Annotated in this window: 20 protein-coding genes; all 20 read left to right on the forward strand. The window is 48.1% G+C overall.

The annotated features are described in order from the left end of the window. Positions 1–63: 63 nt before the first annotated feature. Positions 64–372 (forward strand): putative DNA-binding protein, encoded by a 309-nt coding sequence (locus tag FGB90_RS02435; RefSeq protein ID WP_246056081.1) that lies wholly within the window; start codon positions 64–66, stop codon positions 370–372. A 13-nt stretch (positions 373–385) separates the two neighbouring features. Next, positions 386–1,738 (forward strand): signal recognition particle protein, encoded by a 1,353-nt coding sequence (gene ffh, locus FGB90_RS02440; protein WP_138808977.1) that lies wholly within the window; start codon positions 386–388, stop codon positions 1,736–1,738. 149 nt (positions 1,739–1,887) lie between these two features. Further along, positions 1,888–2,160 carry a 30S ribosomal protein S16 gene (rpsP, locus tag FGB90_RS02445; protein ID WP_138808978.1) on the forward strand — a complete coding sequence of 91 codons (273 nt, stop codon included), beginning with the start codon at positions 1,888–1,890 and terminating at the stop codon, positions 2,158–2,160. A gap of 86 nt (positions 2,161–2,246) precedes the next feature. Then, positions 2,247–2,474 carry a KH domain-containing protein gene (locus FGB90_RS02450; protein WP_138808979.1) on the forward strand — a complete coding sequence of 76 codons (228 nt, stop codon included), beginning with the start codon at positions 2,247–2,249 and terminating at the stop codon, positions 2,472–2,474. A gap of 72 nt (positions 2,475–2,546) precedes the next feature. After that, positions 2,547–2,966, forward strand: a complete 420-nt coding sequence (locus FGB90_RS02455) for a YlqD family protein (RefSeq protein WP_138808980.1) — start codon at positions 2,547–2,549, stop codon at positions 2,964–2,966. Continuing rightward, positions 2,956–3,477, forward strand: coding sequence for a ribosome maturation factor RimM (gene rimM, locus FGB90_RS02460; protein ID WP_138808981.1), 522 nt, complete (start codon positions 2,956–2,958; stop codon positions 3,475–3,477). Before FGB90_RS02455 ends, rimM begins: the two co-directional genes overlap by 11 nt. Beyond that, complete coding sequence (gene trmD / locus FGB90_RS02465) at positions 3,474–4,211, forward strand: tRNA (guanosine(37)-N1)-methyltransferase TrmD (RefSeq protein WP_138808982.1); 738 nt, start codon at positions 3,474–3,476, stop codon at positions 4,209–4,211. Before rimM ends, trmD begins: the two co-directional genes overlap by 4 nt. A gap of 123 nt (positions 4,212–4,334) precedes the next feature. Beyond that, positions 4,335–4,676, forward strand: a complete 342-nt coding sequence (rplS, locus tag FGB90_RS02470) for a 50S ribosomal protein L19 (protein WP_138808983.1) — start codon at positions 4,335–4,337, stop codon at positions 4,674–4,676. Between the two features lie 512 nt (positions 4,677–5,188). After that, the gene (gene lepB / locus FGB90_RS02475) at positions 5,189–5,734 is read left to right on the forward strand and encodes a signal peptidase I (protein ID WP_138808984.1); all 546 of its coding nucleotides are present in this window, start codon (positions 5,189–5,191) and stop codon (positions 5,732–5,734) included. 11 nt (positions 5,735–5,745) lie between these two features. Beyond that, positions 5,746–6,594 (forward strand): ribosome biogenesis GTPase YlqF, encoded by an 849-nt coding sequence (gene ylqF / locus FGB90_RS02480; RefSeq protein WP_138808985.1) that lies wholly within the window; start codon positions 5,746–5,748, stop codon positions 6,592–6,594. 145 nt (positions 6,595–6,739) lie between these two features. After that, a complete protein-coding gene (gene rnhB, locus FGB90_RS02485; RefSeq protein ID WP_138809949.1) occupies positions 6,740–7,501 on the forward strand; it encodes a ribonuclease HII in 762 nt (253 codons plus the stop codon). Between the two features lie 104 nt (positions 7,502–7,605). Beyond that, entirely contained in the window at positions 7,606–7,791 is a 186-nt protein-coding gene (locus tag FGB90_RS02490; RefSeq protein WP_138808986.1) for a hypothetical protein, read from the forward strand. Beyond that, positions 7,788–7,973: a hypothetical protein gene (locus FGB90_RS02495; protein WP_138808987.1), complete on the forward strand. Its 186-nt coding sequence runs from the start codon at positions 7,788–7,790 to the stop codon at positions 7,971–7,973. The genes FGB90_RS02490 and FGB90_RS02495 overlap by 4 nt, the downstream gene beginning before the upstream one ends. Positions 7,974–8,285: 312 nt before the next feature. Then, the gene (gene sucC / locus FGB90_RS02500) at positions 8,286–9,449 is read left to right on the forward strand and encodes an ADP-forming succinate--CoA ligase subunit beta (protein ID WP_138808988.1); all 1,164 of its coding nucleotides are present in this window, start codon (positions 8,286–8,288) and stop codon (positions 9,447–9,449) included. 18 nt (positions 9,450–9,467) lie between these two features. Continuing rightward, positions 9,468–10,373, forward strand: coding sequence for a succinate--CoA ligase subunit alpha (sucD, locus tag FGB90_RS02505; RefSeq protein WP_138808989.1), 906 nt, complete (start codon positions 9,468–9,470; stop codon positions 10,371–10,373). 106 nt (positions 10,374–10,479) lie between these two features. Then, positions 10,480–11,370, forward strand: coding sequence for a DNA-processing protein DprA (gene dprA, locus FGB90_RS02510; RefSeq protein WP_138808990.1), 891 nt, complete (start codon positions 10,480–10,482; stop codon positions 11,368–11,370). 196 nt (positions 11,371–11,566) lie between these two features. Continuing rightward, positions 11,567–13,639, forward strand: a complete 2,073-nt coding sequence (gene topA / locus FGB90_RS02515) for a type I DNA topoisomerase (RefSeq protein ID WP_138808991.1) — start codon at positions 11,567–11,569, stop codon at positions 13,637–13,639. A 280-nt stretch (positions 13,640–13,919) separates the two neighbouring features. Next, positions 13,920–15,224 (forward strand): FADH(2)-oxidizing methylenetetrahydrofolate--tRNA-(uracil(54)-C(5))-methyltransferase TrmFO, encoded by a 1,305-nt coding sequence (trmFO, locus tag FGB90_RS02520; RefSeq protein ID WP_138808992.1) that lies wholly within the window; start codon positions 13,920–13,922, stop codon positions 15,222–15,224. Between the two features lie 104 nt (positions 15,225–15,328). Further along, positions 15,329–16,222: a tyrosine recombinase XerC gene (gene xerC, locus FGB90_RS02525; protein WP_138808993.1), complete on the forward strand. Its 894-nt coding sequence runs from the start codon at positions 15,329–15,331 to the stop codon at positions 16,220–16,222. An 81-nt stretch (positions 16,223–16,303) separates the two neighbouring features. Continuing rightward, a complete protein-coding gene (gene hslV, locus FGB90_RS02530) occupies positions 16,304–16,852 on the forward strand; it encodes an ATP-dependent protease subunit HslV (RefSeq protein ID WP_138808994.1) in 549 nt (182 codons plus the stop codon). The last annotated feature ends 11 nt before the right edge of the window (positions 16,853–16,863 follow it).

Consider the following 16,863-nt stretch of genomic DNA (forward strand, 5'->3'; position numbering starts at 1 on the left):
AGGGATTGTAAAGGATCATACCTTAACAAGGCGGTGCGTCCTGTGATCGACAAAACGATACGAATGAATTATCTCTATGATTTTTACCAGTCCCTTCTGACCGGAAAACAGAACAATTACATGCGGATGTATTATCTGGATGACTGGTCTCTCGGGGAGATTGCCGACCACTTTGAAGTGAGCCGGCAGGCAGTGTATGATAATATTCGGCGTACGGAAGCATTGCTGGAAGAATACGAAAATAAACTCTCGCTGTTAAAGCGGTACCAGGAACGGAGTGAACTCATCAGTGAGCTCCGGACCCTGATAGAGGACGGCGGGGAACGCGAACCTATTCTCCGTGTCCTGAAAACACTGGAGAATCTGGAATAAAGGGGGCAGCCGGATGGCATTTGAAGGACTCGCGGAGCGGCTCCAGGGGACTTTAAATAAAATCCGCGGGAAGGGAAAAGTTTCTGAAGCTGACGTAAAAGTCATGATGCGTGAAGTCAGACTGGCCCTTCTTGAAGCGGATGTAAATTTTAAAGTCGTCAAGGATTTTATCGCCCGTGTAAAAGAAAGGGCTGTGGGACAGGAAGTACTTGAATCGCTCACGCCCGGACAGCAGGTTGTTAAAGTCGTAAACGAAGAGCTTACAGCCCTGATGGGGGGCGAACAGAGCAGAATCGCCACAGCCCAGAAGCCGCCGACAGTTGTGATGATGGTCGGTCTGCAGGGTGCCGGTAAAACGACAACGACCGGGAAACTTGCAAACCACCTTCGGAAAAAGCATAACCGCAATCCTCTTATGGTAGCGGCGGACATTTACCGGCCTGCTGCGATCAAGCAGCTGGAAACGCTCGGTAAGCAGCTGGACATGCCTGTATTTTCCATGGGTGATCAGGTAAGTCCGGTTGAAATTGCAAAAGAAGCGATCGCCAGGGCGAAGGAAGAACATCACGATTATGTGCTGATTGATACTGCCGGACGTCTTCACGTTGACGAAGAGCTCATGACGGAACTGGATGAAGTCAAGGAAGTTGCCAGACCCGATGAAATTCTGCTCGTGGTCGATGCCATGACCGGTCAGGATGCGGTGAACGTAGCGGAAAGCTTTAATGACCGTCTCGGAATTACCGGCGCTGTGCTGACAAAGCTTGATGGTGATACCCGGGGAGGTGCGGCACTCAGTGTCCGGGCCGTTACCGGTACACCGATTAAATTTGCCGGTATGGGTGAGAAAACAGACGCCCTTGAGCCGTTCCATCCGGAGCGTATGGCTTCCCGGATTCTCGGCATGGGGGATGTGCTGACCCTGATCGAGAAAGCGCAGACCAATGTTGATGAAGAACGGGCCAAAGAGCTTGAACGCAAGATGCGTACAAACGAGCTTACGTTTGATGACTTTCTTGAACAGCTTGCTCAGGTAAGGAATATGGGGCCGCTGGACGAGCTTATGAACATGATGCCGGGTGCCGGCAAAATGAAAGGGCTCAAAAATGTCCAGGTGGACGAAAAGCAGATCGGTCAGATCGAGGCGATCGTCCGTTCCATGACGAAAGCCGAAAAAGAGGACCCTTCGATTCTTAATGCAAGCCGGAGAAGGCGGATTGCCAAAGGAAGCGGGACATCCATTCAGGATGTAAACCGTCTAATCAAGCAGTTCGGCGAAATGAAGAAGATGATGAAACAGATGTCCGGTATGCAGAAAGGCAAGAAAAAAGGCGGACTCGGCGGCATGAAATTCCCGTTTATGTAACGTTAAATCCCTGCTGATCCCGCATTCCATAAGGAAATTTCACTGTGTTAAGTTTTTTTCCTTTACGGGGGTTGTGAACAGCCGGAGACTATGATAACATTCTTTAAGTGTGAAATGGATTGTGTGAATTTTATTTGGAGGTGAAACACATGGCAGTTAAAATTCGTCTTAAGCGTATGGGAGCTAAAAAATCTCCTTTCTACCGCGTAGTAGTTGCGGATTCCCGTTCACCACGTGACGGCCGCTTCATCGAGGAGATTGGAACATATAACCCTCTGGTAAACCCTGTTAAGTTTGACGTAAACGAAGAAAAAGCGTTGAAATGGATGGAAGAAGGAGCTAAGCCTTCTGACACAGTACGTAACCTCTTCTCAAACGTCGGCTTGATGGAAAAGTTTCACAATGCGAAAAACGCAAAGTAAGCTTTTCAAATAGAAGCAGATGACGAAAAGAAGGAGGCAGGGCTGTCTCCTTCTTTTTTACACATCTGCCCCGTGAGGTGAGTGAGATGAAAGAATTAGTCGAGACAATTGCTAAATCCCTTGTTGATCATCCTGAAGATGTCCGCGTCACTGAACACGACGAAGGTCGTTCACTCACAGTCAGGCTATCGGTACACGCAGATGACATGGGCAAAGTAATCGGGAAACAGGGGCGCATTGCCAAGGCAATTCGATCTGTCGTGTATGCAGCCGGAGCAAACAGGAACAGGCGCATCAACCTGGAAATCGGGTAAAGGGTGGGGGGAGACCTCTCCCTTTTTACGTATATATTGGGGTGATGGGCAAAAAAAGCGGAGGTGTTGAGGGTGCAAATCCTGAAAAAAGTAGTCGTGAAGCAGATTCTGACAGATAACAGCAAGACGCGCCTGAAAGAGCAGTTTCTTTCTAAGCAGTACCAGCTGAATAAGGAAGTTCAGCAGCTTGAATTTGTCCTTCATAAGAAGCTGAAAGACACTAAAAATAACGCTAATTATCAGAACTCACTGAAAGAAAGTTTCCGCCGGGAAATGCAGCGCCGTAAAGAGCGTATCCGCCAGCTTGAACTGAAACTTTCCCAGCTTGATGAATTGGACCTTGGTGCCGAAGTGCGTGAAGGATCCATTCAGATGATCGAGGAAGTGGAAGAAGGGGACAACTGGGAGGAAATCATGAAAGGTACTGAGATTGTCGTAAAAGACGGTATGGTTCATGAAATCCGTAAAGGCGGCATGCAGGATGACGACTGAGTGGCTGAACGTGGGTAAGATTGTCAATACCCACGGCATTCGCGGAGAAGTCCGCGTGATTTCCCGTACGGATTTTCCAGAGGAGAGATACGTACCGGGAGCCAGCCTGTTTATAAAGACGGGAGAGGATCACCGCAGAGAAGTAAAGGTGACCGCTGCCCGGAAACATAAGCAGTTTGACCTGCTCACATTTGAAGGACTGGAAAACGTGAATGACGTGGAACAGTTTAAGGGACAGCTCCTTCAGGTACCGGCATCGGAGAAACCTGATCTGGAGGAAGGGGAATATCTTTACCGGGACATTATCGGATGCCGGGTCGTAACTGCCGGCGGAGAGGAGATCGGTACTGTTGCCGAGATTCTCTCTCCGGGTGCAAATGATGTCTGGGTCGTAAAACGGCCCGGAAAAAAGGATGCCCTGATCCCTTATATTGAACCAGTGGTCAAGGATGTGGACCCCCTTAACAAAAGGATTACGATAGAACTTCTGGAAGGACTGATTGACGAATGAGAATGACTGTTCTCACCCTTTTTCCCGAAATGTTTGAAGGTGTGTTCCATACTTCCATTCTCGGACAGGCTCAGAAAAAAGGGATCGTATCCTACGATGTTGTCAATTTCAGGGACTTCAGTCAGGACCGTCACAGCCGCGTGGATGATTATCCGTACGGTGGCGGAGGGGGAATGGTTCTTACGCCCCAGCCTCTTTTTGAAGCTGTAAAGGCTCATCGAAAAGAAGGTGAGAAGGAGCCGAGGGTGATCCTTCTCTGTCCCCAGGGTGAGCGCTATGACCAGCGTAAAGCCGAGGAACTGGCTCAGGAAGATCATCTTATCCTTCTGTGCGGTCATTATGAAGGGTATGATGAAAGAATTCGCGAACATCTCGTAACTGATGAAATTTCCATAGGGGATTTTGTACTTACCGGTGGTGAACTTGGTGCGATCACGATCGCAGACAGTGTCACCCGACTGCTTCCGGGTGCCCTGGGAAATGAAACGAGTGCGGTAACCGACTCCCACAGTACGGGTCTTCTTGAATATCCTCATTACACCAGGCCTGCTGAATTCGACGGCATGAAAGTGCCGGACGTGCTGCTCAGCGGTCATCATGCCCGTATTGAAAGATGGCGGAGGGAACAGGCGCTCAGGCGTACATTTGAACGACGGCCTGATATGCTTGAAAAAGCAGACCTTTCCAAAGAGGACAAAGCCTTTATCAGAAGCCTGAAAGAAGAAACAGAGTAAATAAATCTTGTTTCAGGCGCTCCCGTATGCTAATATATAAGTTGTGGTTTTTGGCCACGTGATCAAGATGCTCCGCTGTCCGCATGACGGGCAAGAACATCTGGAGGAAGGAGGCGAACAGAAATGGAACAAATCATTCGCGATATTACTAAAGATCAGCTGAAAAGTGACCTTCCTGTATTCCGTGCCGGTGACACAGTCCGCGCGCACGTGAAAGTTGTTGAGGGTACTCGCGAGCGTATCCAGGTTTTCCAGGGTGTTGTAATTAAACGCCGCGGATCCGGCATCAGCGAAACGTTCACTGTTCGTAAGGTATCCAACGGTGTTGGAGTCGAGCGTACATTCCCGGTACATTCACCTCGTCTTGCAGAGATTGAAGTGACCCGCCGCGGTAAAGTACGTCGTGCGAAGCTATATTACCTGCGTGCACTTCGCGGTAAAGCTGCCCGAATTAAAGAACGCTAAATCGATTCAGAAAAGAGGCGCTCCTGGAAAAGATCAGCCGATCTTCTTCAGGGCGCTTTTTTTAATGGCTGTGTTCGCATGGATTGTTGTTATTGACCAAATTTATTATGCAGCGAAAGGCGGCGACTCCAGCGACGAGCGTTAACTTCAAGAGTAATCGTCGAGTTGCTTCGACGTAGCCGGCTTCGGAGCTTAACTCGCAGAGGAAGAAGCAGGAATCCTTCCCTGCTGAAGCGATGCCCGCGGCATAGAAGACACCGTGAAGCATGAACGGATGTCGCACTTGTGCCTGTGGTGAAAGCGTCCGCCTGCAGCGGAATAAAACAACAATCTTTCCGAAAACAGCTTTTTAATTCAGCCGTATTCGGAGACTCAGTGTCTAATACAAAATCCGTTCTCACACAGTATCTTTATTATTTCGCAAAACTGATTTTGTGTGGCACGGTGTATCGATATCCTTTACAATAAAGAGGAGTTACTGTAGGAATTCTCACAAACTGGAGGCAGAATGAATGGCCAAGTCTGAATCATGGGAGTGGCTGAAAGCTGTAGCCGTTGCCCTTCTGTTAGCTGTGGTGATCCGGTATTTCTTTTTTGCCCCGATCGTCGTTGACGGGGAATCCATGATGCCGACACTCGAGCATAACGACCGTATGATTGTCAATAAAATCGGTTATAACATATCTGAACCTGACAGGTTTGATATCGTGGTTTTCCACGCTACACATACGAAAGATTATATAAAACGGGTCATTGGTCTGCCGGGTGATACGATCGCCTATGAGGACGATGTACTTTATGTAAATGGAGAGGCTGTTGACGAGCCTTATCTTGACGAGTACAAAGCAAATGCCGGCACCGGACCATTTACTTCAGACTTTACACTGGAGGAAACGACCGGATATGAAACGGTGCCTGAAGGCCACATGTTTGTACTGGGTGATAATCGCCAGCACAGCAAGGACAGCCGCCATATTGGAATGATTCCCTATGATGAAGTGGTCGGAAAGGCAAATTTTGTATTCTGGCCCGTTAATGATTTCAGAATTGTAAACTAGGAGTGTCAGTCATGACCATTCAGTGGTTTCCCGGCCATATGGCGAAAGCAAAGCGTGAAGCAAAAGAAAAAATGAAGCTTATTGATGTTGTGATTGAGCTTCTGGATGCACGGATTCCCCTTTCTTCACGAAACCCCGTGATCGATGAAATAACAGGCGGAAAACCGCGTATGATCATTCTTAATAAAGCCGATCTCGCTGATCCGGAAGTGACAAAAGCGTGGAAGGCTTTCTTTGAGGAAGAGGGTCATCATGTTCTGGAGGCAGATTCCCAGAAAGGTAAAGGTGTTCAGGGAATCGGCCCCGCAGTACGCGTCCAGGCAGCCGGAATGATTGAAAAAATGAAACGGAAAGGCATGAACCCCCGTGCTGTCAGAGCACTTATTCTCGGTATCCCGAACGTGGGCAAGTCAACCCTTATCAATCGTCTGGCCAGCAAGAAGATCGCACGGATCGGAGACAGACCCGGAGTGACGAAAAGTCAGCAGTGGATAAAAGTCGGTAAGGAAATGGAACTTCTCGATACACCGGGGATTCTGTGGCCAAAATTCGATGACGAGGCTGTCGGCTACCGTCTGGCGCTTACGGGAGCAATAAAAGAGGAAATCTTTGATTTTCAGGACTCTTCGGCGTTTCTGTTAAAGGAACTGGCCCGGTCCTATCCTGAACTTCTCAGGAGCAGATACGGACTGAGTGATGTTCCGGAAGACCTGCTTGAGCTCTTTGATGCAATTGGACGGAAAAGAGGCTGCCTTGTAAGCGGGGGAAATATTGATTACGACAGGACTGCCGAACTTATCTTCAGGGACTTCCGCTCCGGTAAATTCGGCCGGATCAGCCTCGAACAGCCACGGGTTTAAAAGGAAAGCGCGCTGCCGGCGTGCTTTTTATGTTTTCGGCAGCTTCTCTGCCGGCTGCAGTGATGTCCGAGGAAAGGGAGCGCAGTGAACGAAAATTAAAAGGGCTTTAAAAGAGCTATTTTGAAAAGGGGGAGCGGGCTTGGATATAAAAAGAAAGACGGTTTCCGAAATAAAAGAGCTTCTCACGGGGGAGCCCGGCGAAGCGGACATTCTTGCTATCAGGAAGGATAGCAGAAAGGGTGTCCGGAAGCTGCTTGCAGCTTATGACAGAACTGTGGAAAAGGAAGCCAGGCTGGCCCGGCAGTTCACAGAAATGTCCGTGTACGAAAAAGATCGCAGAAAAAACGGCTATACAGCCATTGCCGGAGTGGATGAAGTCGGCAGAGGTCCACTGGCAGGCCCCGTTATTGCAGCAAGTGTTATTCTTCCGGAGGATTTTTATTTACCAGGACTGAATGACTCCAAAAAATTGAGTGAGGAAAAGCGGGAGAGCTATGCAGAATACATAAAAACACATGCATTGGCCTGGGGGACAGGGGCCGTTTCAGCCGGGGAAATTGACCGTCTGAACATTTACCAGGCCTCGAAACTGGCAATGCAGCGCGCTGTGCACAGCATGGAAACAGATCCTGATTTTCTTCTGGTCGATGCGATGGAACTCCCTGAAAATATTCCACAGACTTCACTTATAAAGGGCGATTCCAGAAGTATAAGTATTGCAGCTGCTTCAGTTATTGCGAAGGTGAAGCGGGACAGCTGTATGAAGGGTCTGGATTCTCAATACCCGGGGTATGCTTTCGGACAGAATATGGGATACGGAACAAGAGATCATCTGGCAGGTCTTAAAAATCACGGGGCAACCCCTGAACACAGAAAAACATTTGCTCCGGTCAGGGAATTCCTGTAAATCATTTTACCGGTGATGTACACGGCTGCTGGTTAAAATTTCATGTTTGTTCCCTCCGTCACTGGTTAAGCTAATGCTGACTGACATAACAGGAGGGATGACCAGTGGATAAGAAAGAACCATTCCGCAACGGGCTTCTGGTGGACGGAATTGATGATTACATGAATTCCTACCGTCAGGAAATTGCCGAAGAGTTTGGTGTGTACCGTTCAGCCGGTGAATCTGACCAGATTACACAGAACGCTACAAAGAGCGTTATTGACCGAATGAAAAGAGACCGTAAGCAGTGAAGAACCCCGGAGGCAGAAAAGGCAGGAACAGAACTGCAGCCGAATCCGATCACACAGCCTACGACAGCGAGGAACTTGAAGATACGATGGTTGGTCCGGCAGTCAATAACGAAGATATGTACAAACGTGATAATGACCATACCGACGCCGGCGTGATGGAAAACCGCCGGGGCCCATATTAAACCGCCTCCTGTGGGCGGTTTTTTCCTTTCCGGTCACTCGTGGCCGCCCGGCACTGATCAGAGCTCATAAAAAATTGAATGTTACGGTGACTTATGGTTCAGATCATAAATTTACAAAAAAAATTAAGCATTTGATTCACAAATCTGACAAAAGTATAGTAGAATAAAAGCTGTGTGACGGAAAAGGACAGAATTTTTCCCTCCAGTCTGCACAAACAGCGAGAGAATTATTATTTTTTTACAAAGGTTTGTGAAGGATTTAGCGAATCCTGTTAAGATTTACCGATGCACAATTAAGTTAGGAGGATGGCAATGAATATCCATGAGTATCAAGGCAAGGAAGTATTAAGAAGTTACGGTGTCGCAGTTCCTAACGGAAAAGTGGCTTATTCAGTGGATGAAGCTGTTGAAGCAGCAGAATCTCTAAGCACGGATGTAACCGTTGTCAAAGCCCAGATTCATGCAGGCGGCCGCGGTAAAGCGGGCGGTGTTAAAGTAGCCAAAAACCTGGATGAAGTGCGTACATATGCCGACGAAATTCTCGGTAAGACTCTGGTGACACACCAGACTGGTCCAGAAGGTAAAGAAGTTAAGCGCTTACTTATCGAAGAAGGCTGCGACATTAAAAGTGAATACTACGTTGGTGTCGTTGTTGACCGTGACACGTCCCGTATTACAATGATGGCTTCAGAAGAAGGCGGTACTGAAATTGAAGAGGTGGCTGAAAAAACCCCTGAAAAAATCTTCAAGGAAGTAATCGACCCGGTAGTAGGGCTTATGCCTTACCAGGCGCGCCGTCTTGCTTTTAATATCAACATTCCTAAAGAGCTTGTCCGTGACGCGGTAAAGTTCATGATGGGACTTTATAAAGCATTTGAAGAAAAGGACTGCTCCATTGCCGAAATCAATCCGCTTGTCACTACTGGGGACGGAAAGGTAATGGCTCTTGATGCAAAACTGAATTTCGATTCCAATGCCCTTTATCGTCAAAAGGACATTATTGAACTCCGTGATCTCGATGAGGAAGACGAGAAGGAAATTGAAGCGTCCAAACATGACCTCAGCTACATTGCCCTTGACGGCAATATCGGCTGTATGGTTAACGGCGCCGGCCTTGCAATGGCGACAATGGATATTATTAAGCATTACAACGGCGACCCTGCAAACTTCCTTGATGTCGGGGGCGGTGCGACAAAGGAAAAAGTAACGGAAGCGTTTAAGATCATTCTTTCGGACAAGAGTGTGAAAGGGATCTACGTAAATATCTTCGGTGGAATTATGAAGTGCGATATTATTGCCGAGGGAGTTGTAGCAGCAACGAAGGAAATGGGTCTTGAGCTGCCGCTTGTTGTACGTCTTGAAGGGACAAACGTGGAACTTGGCAAGCAGATTCTTGAAGACTCCGGACTGAACATCACAGCCGCTGATTCAATGGCAGACGGCGCTCAAAAAATCGTTTCACTTGTGAAACAGTAAGAAAGGACGGGACAGCAGATGAGTATCCTTATTAATAAAGACACAAAACTGATTGTACAAGGTATTACCGGTGCAACCGGACTATTTCATACCAAACAGGCAGTCGAGTACGGAACAAACGTGGTAGGCGGTGTAACGCCGGGTAAAGGCGGTACGGAAGTGGAAGGCATCCCGGTTTTCGATACTGTAACTGATGCAGTGGAACAGACAGGCGCAAACGCCTCCGTTGTTTACGTTCCACCGGCATTTGCTGCTGATGCGATAATGGAAGCAGCCGATGCAGGCATTGAACTGGTCATCACAATTACAGAAGGTATTCCTGTAACAGATATGATCAAAGTAAAACGCTACCTTGAAGACAAGGAAACGCGTCTGATTGGACCGAACTGCCCGGGTGTCATCACACCGGATGAGTGTAAAATCGGAATCATGCCTGGTTACATTCATAAAAAAGGACACGTAGGTGTTGTTTCCCGTTCAGGAACCCTTACCTACGAAGCTGTCCATCAGCTCTCCACCGAAGGAATCGGACAGTCTACGGCTGTAGGTATCGGCGGTGACCCTGTAAACGGTACAGACTTCATTGATGTGCTTAAGCAGTTTAACGAAGATGACGATACCTATGCAGTAATCATGATCGGTGAGATCGGCGGTACTGCAGAGGAAGAAGCTGCCGAGTGGATTAAAGCCAATATGACAAAACCGGTTGTCGGCTTTATCGGCGGACAGACAGCACCTCCAGGGAAGCGCATGGGTCATGCCGGTGCGATTATCTCAGGCGGTAAGGGAACGGCAGCCGAAAAGATTAAAACTCTTGAGAGCTGCGGCGTGAAAGTGGCCCAGACTCCGGCTGTTATGGGTGAGACGCTCATCAGTACCCTCAAGGATAACGACATTTTCGAGAAATGCGTAACGCATAAGTAACCTCAATATAAGTGCACTCCCCCGGATCGGGGGAGTGTGTTCTTATACCCTCTTTCCCCCATCCGATCCTCAAATCTCCAAACCACCGCAAAGGCAGGGATAACAAATGAATACTCTCCGTGAACGGCTTCTTTATCTTCAGCATGCTGCAGGTGCAGGTGCTCTATTTGTGCATCATCTGCTTGATTATGATAAGGAGCTTCATGCTCCCTTTGACATGGCCCCTGAAGAATTGGCTGCTGTCGGGAAGATCACACTTAACAGGGCACAGCTGATCTGCAGGCGGCTGCAGGCCATCGGAAGTACCGATCTCCCAGCCGCCTATGCGGCTTCAGGAGCAGGGTGGATGACAATCTTTGATGACAGTTATCCTGCTCTGCTGAAAACGATTTATGACCCGCCTGCCGTTCTCTTTTATCAGGGGTCCCCGCGAATTCTTCAAAACTGTTTCCCCCTCGCTGTTATCGGGCCCAGAAAGCCTTCTCCTGAAGCTTCGGAAATTTTAAAAGAACTCCTTCCCCCCTTACTGAAACACCGGTTTCTCATTGTTTCGGGCCTCGCTGAAGGTGTGGACTCATCTGCTCACGAACTGAGTCTAAGGTATAAGAGTCCTACAGCTGCTGTACTTGGTTCAGGTTTTAATCACATTTATCCGAGGTCAAACATATCTCTTGCCAGGACAATTGCCGGATCAGCTATTCTGCTGAGCGAATATGCCCCATGGCAGAAACCGCAGAAGTGGCATTTTCCCGAACGGAACCGGCTGATCAGCGGGCTTTCCCGTGCTGTTCTGATTATTGAAGCCCGTGAAAAAAGCGGAACTATGATTACAGCGGGGGCCGCCCTTGAACAGGGGAGGGATGTCTTTGCAGTCCCCGGATCCCCTCTGAAAAAGGAAGCGGCAGGGTGTAATATTCTGATTCAGGAAGGGGCCAAGCCTGTATTCCGTCCTGAAGATATTATGGAAGAATTTCAGATTAATGGTATGAAAAAATAAATATCGAGCATAACTTACAGTTAACAGCGTCGGAAAAATCAGAAATTGCGGGCTGAATCAGTCCTGATTCTGTACTCATATCCGTTTTTTTCCGGTCAGCTGTTTGACAAACCGTAAATATGTGGTTAATAATAGTGGGGATTTCATTTTATGAAGAACTGTTATGATTTTACCTCTGAAGGGGAGGAACAACTGTATGTCCGATTACCTAGTGATCGTCGAATCCCCGGCTAAAGCAAAAACAATCGGTAAATATCTTGGTAAACGTTATGCTGTAAAAGCGTCAATGGGACATGTCATCGATCTGCCCAAGAGCCAGATGGGCGTTGATGTGGAGGATAACTTCACTCCGAAATACATTACCATCAGGGGCAAGGGACCGGTTCTGAAGGAACTGAAGACCGCTGCGAAAAAAGCAAAGAAAGTCTATCTCGCAGCCGACCCTGACCGCGAAGGGGAAGCCATTGCCTGGCACCTCGCTCACAGTCTTAACATTGATGACCGTGCGAAATGCCGTGTTGTTTTTAATGAAATTACGAAACAGGCCATTAAAGATTCGTTCAAAACACCGCGAACCATTAACATGAATTTAGTAGACGCCCAGCAGGCAAGAAGAGTCCTTGACCGCCTTGTCGGTTACAATATCAGCCCATTACTATGGAAGAAAGTTAAAAAGGGACTGAGCGCCGGCCGGGTACAATCAGTGGCAGTGAAGCTGATTATCGACCGTGAAAAGGAAATCCAGGCTTTCGAGCCGGAAGAATACTGGTCCGTTGAAGCGAAACTGAATAAGAGCGGCAAACCGTTTGAAGCGAAATTTTATGGTACAGACGGGGAAAAGACAGAACTGAAGAAAAAAGAAGACGTTGACCGTGTTCTCGAAAGGTTAACAGGGAACACACTGAACGTTGACAAAGTGACAAAGAAAGAACGGAAACGCAATCCTGTAGTTCCTTTTACTACCTCGTCACTTCAGCAGGAAGCGGCAAGAAAGCTGAACTTCCGGGCAAAAAAGACAATGATGCTTGCCCAGCAGCTGTATGAGGGGATTGACGTTGGCAAAGGCGGAACAGACGGTCTGATTACATACATGCGTACAGATTCCACGCGAGTATCAGATACTGCCCGCAGCGAAACAAGAGATTACATTGAAGCAAACTACGGTAAAGAATATCTCAATGAATCAAAACAGAAATCAAAGCAGAGTGCCAACTCACAGGATGCACACGAAGCAATCCGGCCTACATCTGTAATGAAAGATCCCAAGTCAGTCAAACCGTACCTGACGAGGGATCAGTACCGTCTTTATAAGCTCATCTGGGACCGCCTTGTAGCGAGTATGATGGCACCGGCGGTAATGGATACCATGAGTGTGGATCTGACTGACAATGGCGTACTGTTCCGTGCGACCGGATCAAAGCTGAAGTTCCCGGGGTTCATGAAAGTTTACATTGAAGGCACGGATGACGGCAAAAAAGAGGAAGACAAAATGCTTCCTGATCTTAAGGAAGGCGAAAAAGTCGATGTGGAAACCATCGAGCCGAACCAGCACTTTACCCAGCCTCCTCCAAGATACACTGAAGCCAGGCTTGTTAAGACACTTGAGGAGCTGGGCATCGGCCGTCCGTCCACGTACGCACCGACACTTGATACTATCCAGCGCAGAGGTTATGTGGCTCTGGAAGATAAGCGTTTTATCCCGACTGAACTGGGTACAATCGTCCTCGACCTGATTATCGAGTTCTTTCCGGAAATTCTCAACGTTGAATTCACCGCAAAGATGGAAACGGACCTTGACTCGATTGAAGACGGCGAAGAAAACTGGGTGAAAGTGATCGGGGACTTTTACGGGGATTTCGAAAAACGGCTGAAAACAGCGGAAGAGGAAATGAAGGAAGTGGAGATCCGGGATGAACCCGCCGGTGAAGACTGTGAAAAGTGCGGCCACGAAATGGTATATAAAATGGGCCGCTACGGTAAGTTCATGGCCTGCTCCAACTTTCCCGAATGCCGGAATACGAAAGCAATTGTAAAAGATGTCGGTGTGAAATGCCCATCGTGTAAAGAAGGAAACATCGTTGAACGAAAAAGCAAGAAAAAGCGGATTTTCTACGGATGCGACAGGTATCCCGAATGCGAATTTATCTCCTGGGATAAACCTATTGCAAGAACGTGTCCGAAATGTTCGAACATGCTTGTTGAAAAGAAAACAAAAAAAGGCAAGCATGTCCAGTGTTCAGAGTGTGATTACAAAGAGGAAGAAAACTGATTCAGAAAAAGGGGAACTGCCGGGATTCTGTGTACCGGCGGTTCCCTTTTCTGACTTGGAAAAAAGTTCTTTTCAGAACGGTAATTGTATTATACGCTGCAGGCGGACGCTCTCCGCAGGAAAGAAATTCCATTACTTCTGCCGGAAGCAGTGCCTGCAGCGTAATTTACAAAACCAGTTAATTATTTCACCCGGCTGGTGCCGGGAAATCGAAATATGTTGCATTTACACAGCCGTTCATGTATATTAGCGGACGTACAGGCAAGAGGAGGGAAAGAAAATGACACAGCACGTTAACGTAATCGGTGCCGGTCTTGCAGGCAGTGAAGCAGCTTGGCAGCTTGCCAAACGCGGTGTAAAAGTACACCTTTACGAAATGCGCCCTGCCAAACAGACACCGGCTCACCATACAGATAAATTTGCCGAACTGGTCTGCAGTAATTCGCTTCGGGCGAACGGACTTGCAAACGCAGTAGGCATTCTGAAAGAGGAAATGCGGAATCTTGATTCTGTTATTATCCGTTCTGCAGACGATTGTTCCGTTCCCGCAGGAGGTGCACTGGCTGTAGACCGTCATGAATTTGCCCAGCTCGTAACCGACCGGGTGAAAGGCCATGAGAACGTGACGGTTATGACAGAGGAGATGACACGGATTCCGGATGGACCTACGATTATTGCCACCGGGCCACTGACATCGGAAGCTCTGTCAAATGAACTGAAGGCTCTGACAGGAGAAGAATATCTTTATTTTTACGATGCAGCTGCTCCGATTCTGGAAACAGACTCCCTTGATATGGATAAGATATATCTTAAATCCCGCTATGATAAAGGTGAGGCTGCATACCTGAACTGTCCAATGACAGAGGAGGAGTTTGACCGTTTTTACGAAGCGCTGATCAGCGCAGAAACGGTTCCGGTGAAGGACTTCGAAAAGGAAATGTTCTTCGAAGGCTGTATGCCCATCGAAGTGATGGCCCGCCGCGGGAAGAAAACCCTTCTGTTCGGTCCGATGAAACCGGTTGGACTTGAAGATCCTAAAACGGGCAAGCGGCCTTATGCTGTCGTTCAGCTTCGTCAGGATAACAGTTCCGGCACGCTGTACAACATCGTTGGATTTCAGACCCACATGAAATGGGGTCCCCAGAAAGAAGTGTTCTCTCTCATTCCCGGACTTGAAAACGCTGAAATCGTCCGCTATGGAGTTATGCACCGCAACACATTCGTCAATTCGCCGAATCTGCTCAGAAAGACTTACCAGTACAAAGACAGAGACGACCTGTTCTTTGCCGGACAGATGACCGGGGTTGAAGGCTATGTGGAAAGTGCAGCTGCAGGTCTGGTGGCAGGAATTAATGCAGCCAGATTGACCGAGGGAGAAGAGCCGCTTGTCTTTCCTGATGAAACGATGACCGGGGCGATGGCCAATTACATTACAACGGCCAACCCTGACAACTTCCAGCCGATTAACGCCAATATGGGTCTGCTTCCACCATTCGAGAAAAGGATCCGAAATAAAAAAGAGCGCTACGAAGCCCACGGTGAACGGGCATTGGCAACAATTCAGAATTTTGTGAAAAAAATGTAAAGTTTATTGAAAGGGCTGCTGAATTGTGATACGATTTAGTAGCTCTTCTTTGAAAGCCCTGTTTTATCAGGAACGTCTAACCGAAAGTTAAGGTGACCGGGGTTATGGCAGACATTTGGATTGAGCAGTTTGTGCGTTATCTGCAGATTGAACGGAATGCGTCGGAACACACCATTACGAATTACCGATCGGATATAGTCGAATTCGAAGTGTTTCTGAAGCAGCAGCCGGCACACGGTTTTGCTGCTGTTTCGTATGCCGATGTAAGAGATTACCTTACTGTATTACATAAAAAAGAGTACGCAAGAAAGACAGCGGCACGCAAATTATCCGCCCTTCGTTCGTTTTACCGTTTCCTTGTAAGGGAAGAGTATATAAGCAGTAATCCCTTTCTGACAGCTTCCACTCCGAAAAAAGGTTCAAGGCTGCCTTCCTTTTTCTATGAACAGGAAATGAAGGCTATTTTTGAGGCGGCGGACGTTTCCACACCGCTCGGACAGAGAAACCTTGCAATTGCCGAACTGCTTTATGCAACGGGAATCCGTGTGAGTGAATGCGCCGGGATTAATTTAAGGGATGTTGACTTTGATACCGGGGTTCTTCTGGTTCGGGGAAAAGGCCGTAAAGAACGCTTCGTTCCTGCAGGGGGATTTGCCCTTGAAGCTCTCGATCACTATATTGAAACGGCTCGTCCGAAGCTGCTTGCCAGTGGGGGAGACGATGAGGCGCTCTTTCTGAACTACAGGGGAACGAGGCTTTCGGACAGAAGCATTAGAACAATCCTGAACCGGCTTGTGGAGGATGCCTCACTCAAATCACGCATGAGTCCTCACGTGCTCCGGCATACATTTGCCACACATATGCTTAATGCAGGGGCTGATCTGAGAACCGTTCAGGAACTCCTCGGCCACAGCAGCCTGAGTGCAACACAGATCTATACTCATGTAACGACAGACCGGCTTAAGGATACAATAACGAAGTTTCATCCCAGAGCTTAACCCGTTTTTAATATCTGCTCTGTTTTAATAAGTAACGGTTAACATATTTTAAAGCGGATCTACATGTCAGGAGGGTATTCAATGGATCAGATCAGGGGTACAACAATATTTGCCGTCCGCCATAACGGAACGGCTGCCATGGCCGGCGATGGCCAGGTCACATTCGGAAACGCGGTAGTGATGAAGCATACAGCCAAAAAAGTCCGCAGACTGTACAGAGGTAAAGTTGTTGCCGGGTTCGCAGGATCTGTTGCGGACGCTTTTACTCTGTATGATAAATTCGAGACCAAGCTCGAGGAATACAGCGGAAATCTGCAGCGGGCAGCGGTTGAACTGGCGAAAGAGTGGCGGAGTGACCGTGTTCTTCGTAAACTTGAGGCCATGCTTATCGTGATGGACGATACAAATCTCTACCTTATTGCCGGTACCGGGGAAGTGATCGAGCCTGATGACGGCATTATTGCCATCGGATCCGGGGGCAACTACGCTCTTGCTGCCGGAAGGGCGCTGAAAAAGCACGGTGATTCACTTACAGCAAAACAGCTTGCTGTTTCGGCTCTGGAAGTTGCTTCGGATATCTGTGTGTATACAAACAATGAAATTATCGTAGAGGAAATACAGGAGCAGTAAGCAGATCAAAA

The sequence above is a fragment of the Alteribacter natronophilus genome, assembly GCF_006007885.1.
GTDB lineage: Bacteria > Bacillota > Bacilli > Bacillales > Salisediminibacteriaceae > Alteribacter > Alteribacter natronophilus.

What these genes read in the sequence shown, in the direction of transcription:
- FGB90_RS02435 (WP_246056081.1), top strand. Translation starts at nt 64, where the DNA reads ATGAATTATCTCTATGATTTTTACCAGTCCCTTCTGACCGGAAAACAG.
- ffh (WP_138808977.1), top strand. Translation starts at nt 386, where the DNA reads ATGGCATTTGAAGGACTCGCGGAGCGGCTCCAGGGGACTTTAAATAAA.
- rpsP (WP_138808978.1), top strand. Translation starts at nt 1,888, where the DNA reads ATGGCAGTTAAAATTCGTCTTAAGCGTATGGGAGCTAAAAAATCTCCT.
- FGB90_RS02450 (WP_138808979.1), top strand. Translation starts at nt 2,247, where the DNA reads ATGAAAGAATTAGTCGAGACAATTGCTAAATCCCTTGTTGATCATCCT.
- rimM (WP_138808981.1), top strand. Translation starts at nt 2,956, where the DNA reads ATGACGACTGAGTGGCTGAACGTGGGTAAGATTGTCAATACCCACGGC.
- trmD (WP_138808982.1), top strand. Translation starts at nt 3,474, where the DNA reads ATGAGAATGACTGTTCTCACCCTTTTTCCCGAAATGTTTGAAGGTGTG.
- rplS (WP_138808983.1), top strand. Translation starts at nt 4,335, where the DNA reads ATGGAACAAATCATTCGCGATATTACTAAAGATCAGCTGAAAAGTGAC.
- lepB (WP_138808984.1), top strand. Translation starts at nt 5,189, where the DNA reads ATGGCCAAGTCTGAATCATGGGAGTGGCTGAAAGCTGTAGCCGTTGCC.
- ylqF (WP_138808985.1), top strand. Translation starts at nt 5,746, where the DNA reads ATGACCATTCAGTGGTTTCCCGGCCATATGGCGAAAGCAAAGCGTGAA.
- sucC (WP_138808988.1), top strand. Translation starts at nt 8,286, where the DNA reads ATGAATATCCATGAGTATCAAGGCAAGGAAGTATTAAGAAGTTACGGT.
- sucD (WP_138808989.1), top strand. Translation starts at nt 9,468, where the DNA reads ATGAGTATCCTTATTAATAAAGACACAAAACTGATTGTACAAGGTATT.
- dprA (WP_138808990.1), top strand. Translation starts at nt 10,480, where the DNA reads ATGAATACTCTCCGTGAACGGCTTCTTTATCTTCAGCATGCTGCAGGT.
- topA (WP_138808991.1), top strand. Translation starts at nt 11,567, where the DNA reads ATGTCCGATTACCTAGTGATCGTCGAATCCCCGGCTAAAGCAAAAACA.
- trmFO (WP_138808992.1), top strand. Translation starts at nt 13,920, where the DNA reads ATGACACAGCACGTTAACGTAATCGGTGCCGGTCTTGCAGGCAGTGAA.
- xerC (WP_138808993.1), top strand. Translation starts at nt 15,329, where the DNA reads ATGGCAGACATTTGGATTGAGCAGTTTGTGCGTTATCTGCAGATTGAA.
- hslV (WP_138808994.1), top strand. Translation starts at nt 16,304, where the DNA reads ATGGATCAGATCAGGGGTACAACAATATTTGCCGTCCGCCATAACGGA.